Source organism: Algoriphagus iocasae (genome assembly GCF_014206875.1).
In the GTDB taxonomy this organism is placed as follows: Bacteria; Bacteroidota; Bacteroidia; order Cytophagales; family Cyclobacteriaceae; genus Algoriphagus; species Algoriphagus iocasae.
In genome coordinates this window covers 919,621-934,236 of record NZ_JACIJO010000001.1, presented here as the reverse complement: position 1 = coordinate 934,236, position 14,616 = coordinate 919,621, and the positions used below count along the sequence as shown (strand labels likewise).

Here is a 14,616-nt window from a genome sequence, read left to right as displayed (position 1 = left end):
GAACTTGTTATCTAGTTATGAATGAGATATTTAAACCAGAGGGAAGAATCAGTAGGAGAAAATATTTGGTGCTTTTTTTATTCTTTTATTTCACAAATATTTTGAGCCTGATGATGATGTGGCAATCTTATCAGCAAGAAGCTTGGCCGACATTTTTCAGCTTCACAATAGTCCTGATTGCATCAATTGTTGTTCTTTTGATTCAGGCTATAAAACGATTTCATGATATCGGCATGGATTGGAAATATGCACTTTACCTATTAATTCCGCCCCCAGTAAACTTTATTGGTTTTATTTGGCTTGCTGCTAAAAAAGGTCAAGACGGGCCTAATGAATATGGTCCAGACCCAAGGAAAACAGATTTAATCTAAATTTTCCATTAAGTTTGAAACTCAATTCAGTCTTATTTAATCGACCCTTTTTTTAATTCATTTACTGCATAATCTACCGCCCTGGCAGTTAATGCCATGTAGGTGATAGAGGGATTTTGTGTACCCGTCGAAGTCATACAAGCTCCATCAGTCACAAAAACATTCGGTGCCAAATGCATTTGATTGAAATCGTTGAGAAGTGACGTTTTTGGATCTTTTCCCATTCTAACTCCTCCCATTTCATGAATGTCAAGACCTGGAGATTGTTTGCTGTCCGATGTTCGAATGTTTTGACAACCGGCTTTGATCAGCATTTCTTCTCCTTGTACAAAGAAATCCTTCAAAATCAATTCATCATTTGAATCGTAATCTACATTTACTTTCAGCAAAGGAATTCCCCAAGCATCTTTTTGATCAGCACTTAGAGTAACTTGATTAGATTCTTTTGGAATAGTTTCTCCTTGCATCATCATATATACTGACCAAGGTCCTGGTTTCGTATTAGCTTCTTTAAAATCTGCACCAAAAGGCATGTCCGCATGTCCAAACCCAGCTCTCCCAGCAGTGTAAAAAGTCATATATCCCCGCAAAAAGTCCATTTCCTGCTTTTTGACATTTCGGAAATTGGGCATCATCACAGCTGTCGGTCTTCTTCCATAATAATAACTGTCTTCAAATCCTTCATAAGAAGCACCTATTGAACCTCTATAATTGTGAAATGCGATATACTTCCCCAAAACTCCAGAATCATTTCCGAGACCATTAGGAAATCGGCTGGAAACACTGTTCATTAAAATCAGATTAGAGTTTAATGCAGAGGCATTCACAAAAATCACTTTTGCAAAGTATTCTGTTGATTCCAAAGTCAAACGATCTACAATTCTTACACCTGTTACTTTCTCTTTTTGATCATCATAGATTAGGGAATGAACAACGGAGTCAGGTCTAAGAGTTAGATTTCCCGTGGCTGCCGCAAATGGAAGAGTGGACGAATTGGAACTGAAATAACCCCCGAATGGACATCCTCGATAGCATTGGTTTCTAGCCATGCATTGTCCTCTTCCTTGTGCAAGATGAACTTCTTTTGGCTCAGTCAAATGAGCACATCTCCCAATGATTACATCCCGATCTTGATAGGCAGATTTGATTCTTTTTTGAATCTCTTTTTCCACGCAATTCATTTCCCAAGGCTTCAAAAACTCACCATCCGGTAAAGTATCCAATCCTTCATAACTCCCGCTAATCCCTACAAACCGCTCCACATGACTATACCAAGGAGCAATGTCGTCGTATCGTATCGGCCAATCCACAGCAAAGCCATCTCTGCCAGGACCTTCAAAATCGTATTTACTCCATCGCTGGGTTTGGCGGGCCCATATCAATGATTTCCCTCCTACTTGATAGCCTCTGACCCAATCAAATGGTTTTTCCTGAACATAGGGATGATCTGAATCTTTAACAAAGAAGTGCTCGGTATCTTCTTTATAGGCATAGCAGCGATTGACAACAGGATTTTTGATTTTGTCCTCACGAGGAATCGTATTTCTATGAGGCATTTCCCAAGGATTGGAGGTCATCGTAGGGTAATCCTGAAGATGCTTCACATCTCTTCCTCTTTCCAAAACCAATGTTTTCAGACCCTTTTCACAAAGCTCCTTCGCAGCCCATCCTCCACTGATTCCTGAGCCAATTACGATCGCATCAAATTCATTTCTTTTCATCTTTGGAAAATAATGCTATCTCTTACAAATCCATAAAAAATAGAATGTTGATTTTAGGATAAAAAACAAAAGGCCTCCAAAAATTCAATTGGAGGCCTTTTCTTAGATGTATTTTTATTGATTATTCGTATCTCAAGGATTCGATTGGATCCATTTTACTGGCTTTGAAAGCTGGAAAATATCCTGAAAGAAGCCCAACAATAATACAGATCAAAAATGCCACAAACATCCATAACCAAGGAATCAAAAATCCTCCAACACCAATGACCAAAGAAATCAGGTTGCCTATCGCGATCCCTAATATTACTCCCATTAATCCACCTAAAACGCAGATCATAATTGCCTCAAGGAGGAATTGCTGACGGATTCTCAAAGGAGTAGCTCCCAATGCTTTTCTGATTCCAATTTCACGTGTTCTTTCAGTCACCGATACCAGCATGATATTCATTAAACCAATGGAAGCTCCCAATAGGGTAATAAACCCGATTCCAAAACCTCCCATTCTTAAATAACCTGCTACTTCCTCAAGACTTTCTGCTACGGATTGGCTTTTTGTCAAATCAAATGAATCTTCTTTTGTAACACGGTCTTGACGGATTTTTCTCATAATCTCAGTCGCCTGCCCCATGTCATATTCTATTTTAGTACCATCAGAACTCAATGCGGTGATATTGTAATTAAAATTACCTGTTCTATCCAGCCTACTGGCGTTCTCTATCGGAATAATCACCTGTCGATCAGCACCTTGATCTTGACCTACTCCACCCTGCTTTTCCAAAACTCCAACAATCACATAAGGTCTACCAAATACAGTGATTTTCTTATTAATTGGATCTTCGTTTGGCTCAAAAAGGGTCGAAACTATTTCAGTTCCCACCACACAAACATTATTTCCTTGCTGAACTTCGAGATTACTGAAATTTCTTCCATTCTCGATTTTCATTGCCTTAATATTCGCATAGTTTTCATCAGCCCCAGTAATTCTTGTATTTGGGTCAGTTTTTTTGGAACCTCTTTTCAATTCTGCAGCACCTGCTACTCGTGTATAAACAGTAGCTGCTCCGATAGAGCTATATTCTGTCTTAAATGTCTGAGTCTCACGAAATGTAATTTTTGGATAGGTCTTTTCGGTAACACCTTGCTGGATGGCTCTACCACCTGAGTACCCCTTATTTCGGATATCAAATGAATTGGCACCTAATCCTGAAAAACTATCTGCAATCTGGGTTTTAATCCCGTCGATAGCTGTAAGCATTCCCACCAAAGAGGAGATTCCAATGGCGATAATCGCCCCTGTCAAAACAGTTCGAAGTAAGTTTACTTTTACAGAGTTGAGAGCCTCTCGTATATTTTCGATCAAATTCATAAATCGTCCGAATTGGAACAGGTTTTTTAATATTCTTTAAAAATCAATTTTAAGTATAGCAATAAACTTTCAAATAGTTAATTCCTTATCAATATTTAACCTATCCATTTTATTGGTTTTACTTCTTTTGTGTTATTGGTATCCAATTTTTTTCTACGGAACTCTCAGGGAAAGGATCGTAGGATTCATCAAAGGTTTCAAAATGCGGTCTTTTGTCAAACTCAAATCCTGACTTTGGAAGCCATTTTTAATAAAATCCCTGTATAACAGATTGAAAACGAATTAGAATTCCAGATAATTTAATCGGCGCTATTTCGATTATTTCAATATCCATCTCTAATGCATTCTGTCTCCTCGAAGGCCAATTTCCTGCAAGACTTCCGCCTCAAATACCAACCATTCCTGCCACCTCGAATTGACTTTTTCTGGATCCTGGTATTTTCTAGCCAGTTCAATAAAAGTGACATAATGACCCGCTTCAGAAATCATCAATTCATAATAAAAGCTCTGAAGTTCCTTATCCTGAATATTCTTAGACAAAAGTTTAAATCGCTCGCAGCTTCTTGCTTCGATCAAGGCATTTAAAAGCAGGATCTCTGTCAGTTGCTGCCATCGGTTCCCTCCTTTTTTCACAAAACCTTGAAGCCTAGTCACGTACTCGTCTTTTCTTGGCTCTCCAAACCTCAATTCCCTTTTCCGAATCTGTTCCAAAACACGTTCGAAATGTCCCCATTCTTCAGACACGATTGGCGTCAGAGTATCTACCAATTCAGGTAAATCAAAAAATCTCAAAATCAAACTGATGCAAGACGATGCAGCTTTTTGTTCACAGTAAGCATGATCTGTCAAAATATCCTCGATCTGCATCTCTGCAATATTCACCCATCTTGGATCTGTAGGCAACTTCAGATGAAGCATTTTCTGTCTGGTGCTTTCTTCCCAATTCATATTAATCAAATAAATACCAGGTAATCCCCAAGTCAATAAAAGACTTATAACCAGTGTAATCAGGAGTCACAAAATAGCCTTCCTGTTTCATCATTCCACTGTTTAGGTGATTGTATTTCAGTAAAACTCTCGTCCTGTTAATTCTAAAATCAAGGAAAACATCCGCTACGGGATATGCATAAATATTGAATGAATTCTGAAGATAGAATTGCTGAGTTGAAGCAAAATAAGCATCTGCAAAATAGTCAGACTTAAACCTAACATCTACACCAAATTGGATATAGACATTCTCATTGAAGGCCGGAGAGTCAAAATAAAATTTACTGTTTGCATAGAATTTTGGGATACGAAAAGCATCTCCTCCCGCCCCAGTGACTTGCGTAAAAATGACCTCATTATCCCATCGGAACTTTCTCCCAATCTGGAAATTTGCTATCAATCCTGGCATCAGCATAAATGCCTCTCCATCGTTTTGAGTCGCAATTCTATCCTCGTTGAAATAGATATAATTGTTAATTCGATTGATAGTCAAATTTGGTCTCAGCCTGATTTTATCAAAGTTTACAATCAATTTTCCTTTGATCTGATCCACTCCGGTATTGTTAAAATCATTATCCCATTGGTAATGATTTCCCATATAAATCTGCTGAACGGAAGTCGGTTTATACAAAGCTTTGGTATACTCCAACTCAAGCCATGGAGAGACAAAAACTCCATGTAAACGATAAGCTCCAGGAAGCAAATATTCCCCATCAGCTGTCAATGACCATTGCTCAGAAATCTTCCCTACTAATTGGCCACCGATGTATACCTCATTGAATTTGTCATCATTTTCGAAGAATTTATTCTTCATTCTCCCAGCCCTGAATTTGGCGTAGGCATTGTAAAAAAACTTGCCAAAAGTCCCTTTAAGACCTACCTCATTTCTCCATTCTGAAAACTCATTAAAGTTTCTCGTCGTGTCAGGTTGATTATATCTTGTCGGAGGGAAATACAAAGAATCTGTAGTAGTCAAATTGGATTCAAAAGTCATATCCTGACTTTTCTTATCAAAAACATGATACAACTGCAGCCCGTCTTCAATCTTGAATTCATGATAAAAATGGTAATCCTGGCGTAAATCCCTTGCTTGAGTATTTCGGAGCCAAACTTTGGCATCTTCGTAGGTAAAATAAACAGATGTACTATCCACTTCCGGAGGAATAATCCCTCCTATTTCATTCACTCGGTGACGCATCCTTGAGAAATTCCCCAAAAACCAATATTTCCCGTTTTCTGTGCGATAGTTGGTATGAAGAGAATAAGAAGTCTGTTCGACCATATTGTCATCTCTTGCTGTAGGATTCAGAGTCTTTCTAGACTTGATGGTATGAAAGTCAAATCCGACATTCCAGCGTGGATTGATATTTCTGGCAAAAGCAATGTCCAACATATTTCTATTGCCACCCCCAAAAAATGCTGACATCTCTGTAAATGGAGATTTCGTGTCGAAATATTTATTGTTTTCTGGTGCGTGGTAATAAATATCATAAGCCGAATAGCCGGATCTTGTCCCGATTAAGTCTGGGATTTGATAAAAAACTGGCTTAGCTGCACTTCCTATATTTCCTAAATCCTGGTACTTCCAACCACTTTTTGCAACAGGATCATAATTATGAAAATTGGTCAAAGAAGTATCCTGAGGATATAAAATGAGGTTATTTCTTTTGATATCCTTTTCGAAAAAATAAAGACTTGTTTTAGGTCCAAAAACCTGTTTGGTACTATCATCTAGCAATGGTCTTCTACCGTCCACTTCTTGCTCCTCTTCAGGATCTTCTCTGGTACCGAGTTGCTGATTTCTCTGTTGATTTGGATTGGTGGTAACGGGACGCTGAGCCATCAGTCCTGTGGACAGTCCCATTGTCAAAATAATAAGTAAACCGAAAATCTTTATTCTCACCTAATCTACGTTTATTGAAGTATTACCTGATCGATAATGCTTTCTATGATTTGCTCATCTTCAGGAGAGAAAACTACCTGAATTGGCAGGACAAAAATCGGAATTTCTCTTAGAAAACCTTCCGGGCAAGAAGATTTAACTTTTACTGCATCTTTTTCTGTGGTTAGAATAACGGGCTTGGACGGTAAATGTTGAGTGAAGACCTCCTTGATCTTTTCAAAATCCGACTTGTCATAGTCATGATGATCTGGATACGTTAACGTCTCCAGCAACTCATACTTTTCGGAGACAAATTCTTTTAATTGAGAATCATTTGCAATCCCACTTAACAAAATCACATTTTTGGAAAAGTTGTGTTCAAATCCCAAGTAATAAGGAACTCCGTATCCTATCGAACTAAATAAAATCGGAGCTGAAGAATTATAGGTTTTCAGTTGAGATTTCAACTCTTTTTTATCCGCTTCTTTCAAGGTTTTTGGGCTCTTAGTCACGACAATTAGGTCAGCTCTTTTTGCGCCAGACCTACTCTCTCTCAATCGTCCAGCCGGAAGCAAATAATCACTGCAAAACGGGTTTTTAAAAGTTGTCAGAAGAATATTCAGATCAGCTTTCACATAGCGATGCTGGAATGCATCATCGAGTATTACTAAATCATTTTCAGGAAAATTAGAACTAATATTTTTAAGAGCTTCCACCCGATTTTCCCCAACAAAAACAGCTATTTCTTCTCCGAATTTCTCAAAAATCTGGAAAGGTTCATCCCCTATTTCAGAGGGTGAAACACCCTCTCCAGCTTTCAAAAATCCTTTTGTGCTCCTGCCATAACCCCGACTAAGGGTTGCAATCTTTTGCCTTGATTTTAGCATCCTCACCAAATATTCCACCATCGGGGTCTTTCCAGTTCCACCCACACTCAGATTTCCAATCAAAATACTTTTGATCGTTGATTTAGTCGTCTTTAACCAACCCCAATCAAAAAATTTATTTCTGATTCTGGTGATCAAATCATATAGCACTGCAAATGGATAAAGCAAAAAAGCGTAAGGTCGCATTCCTTAGAATTACTATTTTTGATCAAAGAAACTAAAAAAATATGGGATACAAGATCGGAGAACTGATTTCATGGCTTGAATCGTTTGCGCCACCCGCTTATCAGGAATCTTATGATAATGCTACTTTGATCACAGGTGATCGAAATGCTGCGCTTACAGGAGTGGTTTGCACACTGGATTGCACCGAAGAAGTCGTAGATGAGGCAATTTCCCTTGGAGCAAATTTAATTGTGGCTCATCATCCCATTGTTTTTAGAGGGCTGAAAAGTTTTACTGGCAGAAATTATGTCGAACGAACAGTCATAAAGGCGATTAAAAATGACATTGCCATTTTTGCGATACACACAAACCTGGACCATGTTGCAAACGGGGTAAATAAAAGGATCTCGAACAGACTGAACCTGCAGAATACCAAGATTTTACAGCCAAAAAAACAACTGTTAAGCAAGCTGGAATTTTTCGTTCCCACGAAAGATAAGAATCAAGTTCTTTCTGCCATTTTTAAAGCAGGTGCAGGGAAAATCGGTGAATATTCAGATTGCTCATTTCAAAGCACCGGGACCGGGACATTTACACCATCCCAAAATGCAAACCCAGCTATTGGTGAAAAGGGAAAACCGGAATCTTTAGAAGAAGTGAAAGCCGAAGTTCTCGTTTCTAATCATTTATTGGGCAAGGTTCTAAGTACTTTAAAAAATTCTCATCCCTATGAGGAAGTTGCATATTATGTATCTAGCCTAGAAAATGAAAACCAAGAAGTAGGTGCTGGAATGATTGGAGAACTCCATGAAGAAATGGATCCTACTGATTTTCTGGATTACTTAAAAGACAAAATGGAACTGAAGGTGATCAAGCATACGGCTATCCTGGAGAGAAAAATTAAAAAAGTTGCAGTTTGTGGTGGTGCAGGAATTTTCTTGTTAAATGATGCAAAAAGAGCTAAAGCGGACGTATTTATTACCTCAGACGTGAAATACCACGAGTTTTTCGATACAGAAGGCAGGTTAATTCTCTGCGATATTGGGCATTATGAGAGTGAAATTTTCACAAAAGAATTACTTGGAGAGCTATTGTCACAAAATTTTCCTAATATTGCACTCTATTTGACGAAAGTAGTTACAAATCCCACATCCTACCGATAGTACATGGAAAGTACAGTAGCACAAAAGCTCGAGGCTATACATAACCTTCAACTCATTGATTCAAGACTTGACGCACTTATTAAAGTAAGAGGCGCTCTTCCTGAGGAAGTTCAAGATTTAGAAGACGAGATCGCAGGTTACGAGACCCGATTGGAGAAATTCCAAAGCGAGATTGAAGCATACGAAGAGGAAATCAAACAACTCAAGGAAAGCATCAAAGATTCTGAAAAACTGATCAAGAAATATCAGGAGCAGCAGATGAACGTGCGAAACAACCGTGAGTATGATGCCATCACCAAGGAATTGGAATTGCAAGATCTTGAAATTCAAGTTTCAAAAAAGAAAATTGCAGAAGCTTCCACTCGAATCGATCAGAAAAAAGTAGATCTTGACGAATTGAATGCAGTGATGAAAGATCGTCAGAAAGATCTGGATCAGAAAAACAGCGAACTTTCTACTATCATTTCTGAAAGCGAATCTGAAGAAGCAAAATTAAATGCTGACAGAGAGAAAGCTTTGAAAAAAGTAGAAGAGAGATTGATCAAATCTTACACTAAAATCCGAGCAAATGCTAAAAATGGTCTTGCTGTAGTTTTGGTTAAAAGAGGTGCTTGCGGTGGATGTTTCAACACTGTTCCGCCACAGAGACAAGCTGATATCAGAGAAAAGAAAAAATTGATCGTTTGTGAGCACTGCGGAAGAATCCTTGCAGGTGTTGAAGACGAAATTGAGGAGCCAGCTCCAACAACAAAAAAGAAAAGAGCAAAAGCTTAATCAGTTTTTGAATCCATACAAAAACCCCAGAAAAAAATTTCTGGGGTTTTCTTTTTTTTAGCTAAATGACATTTGCTTATTCGGGCATTATTTTAGTACCTTACAGGGTATGAGAAGTTTAGGAATAGTTGCGATTATAATGTTTATGTCTCTCACATCATTTGCTAAAAATGATGATACAAGGACATTTATGGTGATTTTCAAGCAAAAGGAATTAAAATCACTTAATACCAATATCAAGAATATCGAAAATCAGTTTTCGTCAACCTTTAAAACTAAATCCTATACTGGGAATTCTGACCTCACTTTGGTAATAGAAGTACCCACTCAAAACATCGACAAATGTATCTTGGGCGACTTTTTGGTAGAAGTTGGAAATGATAAAGAAATTAAACTTCAGGATATCGCTTTCAGAGTATTTGACATAACAGAAGGGAAAGAGGAACTCGAAAGCTTTATATCAGAATACGAAGAACTTCAGCAGCAAAAGAAAAACAACAAGACTGCTAAGCTTCATCCAATTCCTTAAGGTGACTCACATCATTTCCCCTTAACAGATCAAAGCCTCCATCCTCATTCTTCTCCAACAGATACAGGCACAGGTTCTGATGTTCAAAATCATCCATATTTTTTAAATCCTTCTTTAGAATCAAGCTAAGGAAAATTCTCATCGCACGACCGTGCATGCAAACCAGTACATTTTCTCCTGGGTCAGAAATGATCTTTTCTATCCCTTTGATCATTCGTGCTGCGACAATATTGGGACTTTCACCACCAGCTATAGCATAATCGAGATTACCAATCTTCCATTGATTCAACATGTGATGGTAATATTGACTTTCGTCAGGAGTCATCGGAGTACCCTCGTAATCTCCCCAAGAAATTTCATTTAATTCCGGAAGAGTTGTGGCTGGTATACCCAAGTCTAAAAAACCTTGGATGGATTGCTTGGTTCTTATCAGTGCAGTATGATATAGTTGATCAAAAGGAACATTCCGATAAGCTTTAAAAAATAACTCTCCCTGCTTCTTGCCAGTTTCATTGATATCGGCATTGATTCCACTCCCCTGCACTACTCCTTTTAGGTTGAAATCAGTCTGTCCGTGTCTTACTAGGTAAATTTTTTTTCGATTCAAGATTCTCTATTTTTGTCCTCAGCCCAAAGAAAACTCATTTACTTTAATTTTCATGGTATTTAAGCGAAAGCCTTCACTAGAGGAATTAAATAAGCAAGGAAAAAACACCATGGTTTCCCATTTGGGAATAATTTTCACTGACATTTCCGATAATTCAATTTCTGCCACAATGCCGGTAGATGAGCGAACAAAACAACCCATGGGATTGTTGCATGGAGGAGCAAATGTGGTCTTGGCGGAGACTTTGGGCAGTATTGCAAGTTCGCTTACAATTGATCTGGAAAGTCAAACTTGTGTTGGTTTAGAAATAAATGCCAATCACATCAAAGCCGTCAGATCTGGAATAGTAAAAGGAACAACGACGCCGATCCACATTGGGAGAAAGACTCAGATTTGGGAAATTAAAATCTTTAACGAGCAAGATCAGCTTTCCTGCATCAGTCGAATTACAGTTGCGATTATAGATAAGAAGTAAATGAATACGGAAGTATCCACCAATTACACCCAAACAGAAGTCATTCATCGCCTATTGCAATTAGGTCTGAGTTCGGGTGGTTCTTTTGCAATCTGGAGAAAGCCAAAATCCAATGTTTTGGAAATGGTTTTGGATAATAACAGTAGCCCTTCCAAAGTTCCAATTAACCTGGAAGAGCTTGAGCCTGGATTTATCGTACACCCCTTTGCTGACCAAGCGGACAAAAAAGCATTTTTTATCAAAGCGAATAATTACCTGAAACTTCAATTGGATGGAGAAATAGGTCAAGATGATTTGCCTGAATGGGCTAAAATCCGTCTTGAAAATGAAAGTCCAATTTCACCTGAAGATTTAAAATCGCTTTTGTCGGCTCAAAAGAAATCCAATAAGGAAAATTCAAAAGATGAAAGTGGAGATAAACTTCATTTCATGAACTTGGTGGAATTGGGAGTACAGGCAATTTTAGATGGCAAAATGGAAAAAGTCGTTCCAGCTAGAACCAAAACCATCAGTACACCTGAAAATTTCAATTTAAGCAGTACTCTTTTGAGTTTGATGAATTCTTACCCTTTTGCCTTTATCAATTTCTTTCATATTCCTCAAATCGGAACCTGGATTGGAGCTTCTCCAGAGATTTTGATTGAGACTAAAGGTGATATTTTCTATACCATGTCTCTAGCTGGAACACAGGCTGCAACTGGTGATAATCCATTAAAAACCGTAGCCTGGACTCAAAAAGAAATCGAAGAACAAGCTCTTGTAAGCAGATACATTGTTTCCTGTTTCAAAAAAATCAGACTCCGTGAATACGAAGAGCATGGGCCTAAAACTGCGATAGCAGGCAACCTACTTCACCTTCGCTCAGATTTCAAAATCAACATGCGTGAGACAGGATTTCCAACTCTAGGTTCCATTATGTTAGATTTATTACATCCTACGTCTGCAGTTTGCGGGATGCCAAGAAAAGAATCCCATGAATTTCTCCAAGCTTATGAAGGTTTTGATAGATCTTTTTATGCGGGATTTATCGGTCCGGTAAATATTCAGGAAGAAACTTCTATTTATGTGAATTTGAGAACTGCATCACTTTCAGAAAAGCAGGTAATTTTATACGCTGGTGCCGGTGTAACTGAAGATTCAGATCCTGAAAAAGAATGGGAAGAAACGGAGCTCAAATGCGAGATCATCGGTAAATTCATCCAAAATCCAAGCGCTTGATCCTCTCCCAAATCACCGAATTAGTAGCCATTTGCGCGAAAAAAGGAATCGAACATGTGATTTTATCACCGGGTTCCCGATGCGCCCCACTAACATTGGCTTTTTCAAGACATCCTGAAATACATACAAGAACTATTTCTGATGAACGTTCCGCTGCATTTATTGCCTTAGGAATGGCTCAGGAATTGGAAAAACCTGTGGCTTTGGTATGTACCAGTGGTTCTGCAGCCTTGAATTATTACCCAGCTATTGCTGAGGCTTTTTTCCAGCAGGTTCCTTTATTGATATTGACAGCAGATCGACCAGCAGAATGGATTGATCAATATGATGGACAGACGATTTTCCAGCAGGAAGTCTATGGTAAACATGTGAAAGAAAGTTTTCAATTTCCCAATCATATCCAAGGGGAAGACGACCTTTGGCATGCTGCAAGGATTAGCAATGAGGCGATTAATCTGGCTAAGAAATTCCCAGCAGGTCCCGTTCATATCAACATCCCTCTGAAGGAACCTTTCTACCCTCAACCAAGTGAAGAAATAATTTTCCCTGAAAATCCGCGGGTTATTAAGCTTTCAAAAAGCTCTGTAACATTGACCGAGGATACTTTTTCAAACTTGAAAAACATCCTCTCCACTGTTCAAAACCTACTGATTGTTCCTGGTCAACAAAAATCTGATCCAACACTTCAGGGGCTTTTAGACCAATTGTCTATCCAGCAAAATGCTGTGATTATGACGGATTCAATTTCGAATTTACAATCGGATCAAACCATTACATTCCATGATCATTGGCTTGGGAATGAAAATCTATCCCAAAAACTTTCTCCCGACTTAATCATCACATTTGGGAAGTCCATCATTTCGAAATCGCTGAAGCTATTCCTTCGGAAATCTGGCGCAAAGCATTGGCATTTTCAAGAGAATGGAGAAGCGAAAGATACATTTCAGAATTTGACACAAATTTTACCAGTTTCTCCCCAAAATTTCCTGGCTTGGCTGAGTAAAAATCTGAGACCTCAAAATCCAGAGTTTCATCATTCATGGCATTCATTGGAAAAAACAGTTTCCCTTTCCTTACCAGCAGTTTTAAGTGAAGTTGAATTTGGTGAGTACGGTGCATTAAATGATGTCTTGAAAAAGATTCCTCCTTTTTCAAAAATCCATGTTGCCAATAGCATGGCAGTTCGATATTTAAATTTCCTTGGAAAGCGAAACCCAGAGGTTCGATGCAACCGAGGCACCAGTGGAATTGATGGCTCCAACTCTACTGCTGTTGGATGTACTTTTACGACAAAAGATCTTGTCACTTTGATCACAGGTGACTTAGCATTCTTTTACGACAGAAATGCATTTTGGCATAACTACGCGATGCCGAACTTAAGGATTATAATACTGAATAATCACGCAGGCGGCATTTTCAGGATGATTGATGGTCCTAAAAACCAACCGGAGCTAGAGGAATATTTCGAAACGAAACAAAAATTAACCGCACAGCATTTGGCAACTGAATACGGTTTTTTCTATGTAAAGGTGAATTCAAAAACCGAATTGGACGCCGCTTTAACTGATTTTTTTGCACCGGGAATTCATCCAAAAATTCTGGAAATAGAAAGCCAAAGTCCAAAAAATGCTGAAATTCTAAAAGAAGTAAAAGAAAAAATCAAGCAGATACTTGAGAACTAAAAGTGGAATCGGGAGAAGAAGTTCTCCCGATTTTATTGATTCCCCAGATCAGAAACCCAATTTCCCCAAGTTCAAATAAAGTCAGTGGAATCAGCCCAAATAAAGCTCCAATGACAGAAAAGATCAATACCCCAGCGACAATCCCCAGTGCTCCGATGATTTGAGGGATATTGGACCATAGATTTTTGTAAGTCATAAAACCTATTCCCATAAACCCATAAGCCAAGCCAAAGGAGGCCAATTTCACATAGTAATAATCCTCGATGAAAAAAGAATTACCCAACAAACTGATGAGATCTATCGTGATCCAAAAAGCATTGAAAACTATCATCAATAGGAGCGAGATTTTCAGTATTTTATTTGGAAAAGCCTCAGCCATTTTTTTCAATCCTAGAAGAAAAAGAGAAAATGTAAGCAAAGTCCCGATTTTCACCCAAGCGAAATTGGTTTTTTGGAGCAAGGCTCCTTCTAGCCATTCGATTTCCATACTGATCTCAAAGTAGGAGAGAAAGAAATAAACCAATCCACCTGCCAATCCTGCATATAGCCAAGGGAGTTTGGTGTTGTTAATTTCAATATTCGGTTCGTTTTTAAACTCCTTTGTTTCTATCCCCAAAGCCTCAAACAAAGCTTTGATCGTATAACTTCTAGGAGTCACCTCCCCTGCTTCTATGCGCTGGATAGTCCGCACATTCAGGTTGCATAGTTCGACCAACTCCTCCTGAGTCAATCCTTTTGCCTTTCTCATTTCAGAGATCTTTTTGCCAAGTTCTGGTTGTTTCATTGTAA

General features: G+C 38.5%; 14 protein-coding genes. 7 read left to right on the top strand and 7 right to left on the bottom strand.

Annotation, left to right across the window (positions count from 1 at the left end):
* The first annotated feature begins 17 nt into the window (after window positions 1–17).
* Window positions 18–371, top strand: coding sequence for a DUF805 domain-containing protein (locus FHS59_RS04030; protein ID WP_184493277.1), 354 nt, complete (start codon window positions 18–20; stop codon window positions 369–371).
* A 32-nt stretch (window positions 372–403) separates the two neighbouring features.
* Here the strand turns inward: FHS59_RS04030 and FHS59_RS04025 are convergent, their stop codons facing one another.
* From FHS59_RS04025 to lpxK, 5 genes are all read right to left on the bottom strand, one after another.
* Window positions 404–2,092: a GMC oxidoreductase gene (locus tag FHS59_RS04025; protein WP_184493275.1), complete on the bottom strand. Its 1,689-nt coding sequence runs from the start codon at window positions 2,090–2,092 to the stop codon at window positions 404–406.
* A gap of 121 nt (window positions 2,093–2,213) precedes the next feature.
* The gene (locus FHS59_RS04020) at window positions 2,214–3,458 is read right to left on the bottom strand and encodes an ABC transporter permease (protein ID WP_184493273.1); all 1,245 of its coding nucleotides are present in this window, start codon (window positions 3,456–3,458) and stop codon (window positions 2,214–2,216) included.
* Between the two features lie 336 nt (window positions 3,459–3,794).
* Window positions 3,795–4,406 carry a tRNA-(ms[2]io[6]A)-hydroxylase gene (gene miaE / locus FHS59_RS04015; protein ID WP_184493271.1) on the bottom strand — a complete coding sequence of 204 codons (612 nt, stop codon included), beginning with the start codon at window positions 4,404–4,406 and terminating at the stop codon, window positions 3,795–3,797.
* A 1-nt stretch (window position 4,407) separates the two neighbouring features.
* Window positions 4,408–6,309 (bottom strand): putative porin, encoded by a 1,902-nt coding sequence (locus FHS59_RS04010; protein ID WP_246388286.1) that lies wholly within the window; start codon window positions 6,307–6,309, stop codon window positions 4,408–4,410.
* Window positions 6,310–6,359: 50 nt separating this feature from the next.
* On the bottom strand, window positions 6,360–7,400 hold the full coding sequence (gene lpxK / locus FHS59_RS04005) for a tetraacyldisaccharide 4'-kinase (protein WP_184493269.1): 1,041 nt from the start codon (window positions 7,398–7,400) through the stop codon (window positions 6,360–6,362).
* 41 nt (window positions 7,401–7,441) lie between these two features.
* Between lpxK and FHS59_RS04000 the strand changes: the two genes are divergently transcribed.
* From FHS59_RS04000 to FHS59_RS03990, 3 genes are all read left to right on the top strand, one after another.
* Window positions 7,442–8,542: a Nif3-like dinuclear metal center hexameric protein gene (locus FHS59_RS04000; protein ID WP_184493267.1), complete on the top strand. Its 1,101-nt coding sequence runs from the start codon at window positions 7,442–7,444 to the stop codon at window positions 8,540–8,542.
* 3 nt (window positions 8,543–8,545) lie between these two features.
* Window positions 8,546–9,316, top strand: coding sequence for a zinc ribbon domain-containing protein (locus tag FHS59_RS03995; protein WP_184493260.1), 771 nt, complete (start codon window positions 8,546–8,548; stop codon window positions 9,314–9,316).
* A 145-nt stretch (window positions 9,317–9,461) separates the two neighbouring features.
* Window positions 9,462–9,845 (top strand): hypothetical protein, encoded by a 384-nt coding sequence (locus tag FHS59_RS03990; protein ID WP_184493258.1) that lies wholly within the window; start codon window positions 9,462–9,464, stop codon window positions 9,843–9,845.
* On the opposite strand, the gene FHS59_RS03985 is transcribed toward FHS59_RS03990, so the two are convergent.
* Window positions 9,823–10,452 (bottom strand): histidine phosphatase family protein, encoded by a 630-nt coding sequence (locus FHS59_RS03985; RefSeq protein WP_184493256.1) that lies wholly within the window; start codon window positions 10,450–10,452, stop codon window positions 9,823–9,825. The two genes, FHS59_RS03990 and FHS59_RS03985, sit on opposite strands and share 23 nt — an antisense overlap.
* Before the next feature lie 52 nt (window positions 10,453–10,504).
* Between FHS59_RS03985 and FHS59_RS03980 the strand changes: the two genes are divergently transcribed.
* From FHS59_RS03980 to menD, 3 genes are read left to right on the top strand one after another with little or no spacing between them, the layout of a single operon-like run.
* On the top strand, window positions 10,505–10,927 hold the full coding sequence (locus tag FHS59_RS03980) for a hotdog fold thioesterase (protein WP_184493254.1): 423 nt from the start codon (window positions 10,505–10,507) through the stop codon (window positions 10,925–10,927).
* Window positions 10,928–12,145: a chorismate-binding protein gene (locus FHS59_RS03975; protein WP_184493252.1), complete on the top strand. Its 1,218-nt coding sequence runs from the start codon at window positions 10,928–10,930 to the stop codon at window positions 12,143–12,145.
* Window positions 12,142–13,827 carry a 2-succinyl-5-enolpyruvyl-6-hydroxy-3-cyclohexene-1-carboxylic-acid synthase gene (gene menD, locus FHS59_RS03970; RefSeq protein WP_184493250.1) on the top strand — a complete coding sequence of 562 codons (1,686 nt, stop codon included), beginning with the start codon at window positions 12,142–12,144 and terminating at the stop codon, window positions 13,825–13,827. The genes FHS59_RS03975 and menD overlap by 4 nt, the downstream gene beginning before the upstream one ends.
* On the opposite strand, the gene FHS59_RS03965 is transcribed toward menD, so the two are convergent.
* On the bottom strand, window positions 13,805–14,611 hold the full coding sequence (locus FHS59_RS03965; protein ID WP_184493247.1) for a helix-turn-helix domain-containing protein: 807 nt from the start codon (window positions 14,609–14,611) through the stop codon (window positions 13,805–13,807). The two genes, menD and FHS59_RS03965, sit on opposite strands and share 23 nt — an antisense overlap.
* Between the last annotated feature and the right edge of the window lie 5 nt (window positions 14,612–14,616).

Bases quoted from the DNA above. Each gene is read 5' to 3' on its own strand.
- FHS59_RS04030 (WP_184493277.1), top strand. From the start codon at position 18: ATGAATGAGATATTTAAACCAGAGGGAAGAATCAGTAGGAGAAAATAT.
- FHS59_RS04025 (WP_184493275.1), bottom strand. From the start codon at position 2,092: ATGAAAAGAAATGAATTTGATGCGATCGTAATTGGCTCAGGAATCAGT.
- FHS59_RS04020 (WP_184493273.1), bottom strand. From the start codon at position 3,458: ATGAATTTGATCGAAAATATACGAGAGGCTCTCAACTCTGTAAAAGTA.
- miaE (WP_184493271.1), bottom strand. From the start codon at position 4,406: ATGAATTGGGAAGAAAGCACCAGACAGAAAATGCTTCATCTGAAGTTG.
- FHS59_RS04010 (WP_246388286.1), bottom strand. From the start codon at position 6,309: ATGGGACTGTCCACAGGACTGATGGCTCAGCGTCCCGTTACCACCAAT.
- lpxK (WP_184493269.1), bottom strand. From the start codon at position 7,400: ATGCGACCTTACGCTTTTTTGCTTTATCCATTTGCAGTGCTATATGAT.
- FHS59_RS04000 (WP_184493267.1), top strand. From the start codon at position 7,442: ATGGGATACAAGATCGGAGAACTGATTTCATGGCTTGAATCGTTTGCG.
- FHS59_RS03995 (WP_184493260.1), top strand. From the start codon at position 8,546: ATGGAAAGTACAGTAGCACAAAAGCTCGAGGCTATACATAACCTTCAA.
- FHS59_RS03990 (WP_184493258.1), top strand. From the start codon at position 9,462: ATGTCTCTCACATCATTTGCTAAAAATGATGATACAAGGACATTTATG.
- FHS59_RS03980 (WP_184493254.1), top strand. From the start codon at position 10,505: ATGGTATTTAAGCGAAAGCCTTCACTAGAGGAATTAAATAAGCAAGGA.
- FHS59_RS03975 (WP_184493252.1), top strand. From the start codon at position 10,928: ATGAATACGGAAGTATCCACCAATTACACCCAAACAGAAGTCATTCAT.
- FHS59_RS03965 (WP_184493247.1), bottom strand. From the start codon at position 14,611: ATGAAACAACCAGAACTTGGCAAAAAGATCTCTGAAATGAGAAAGGCA.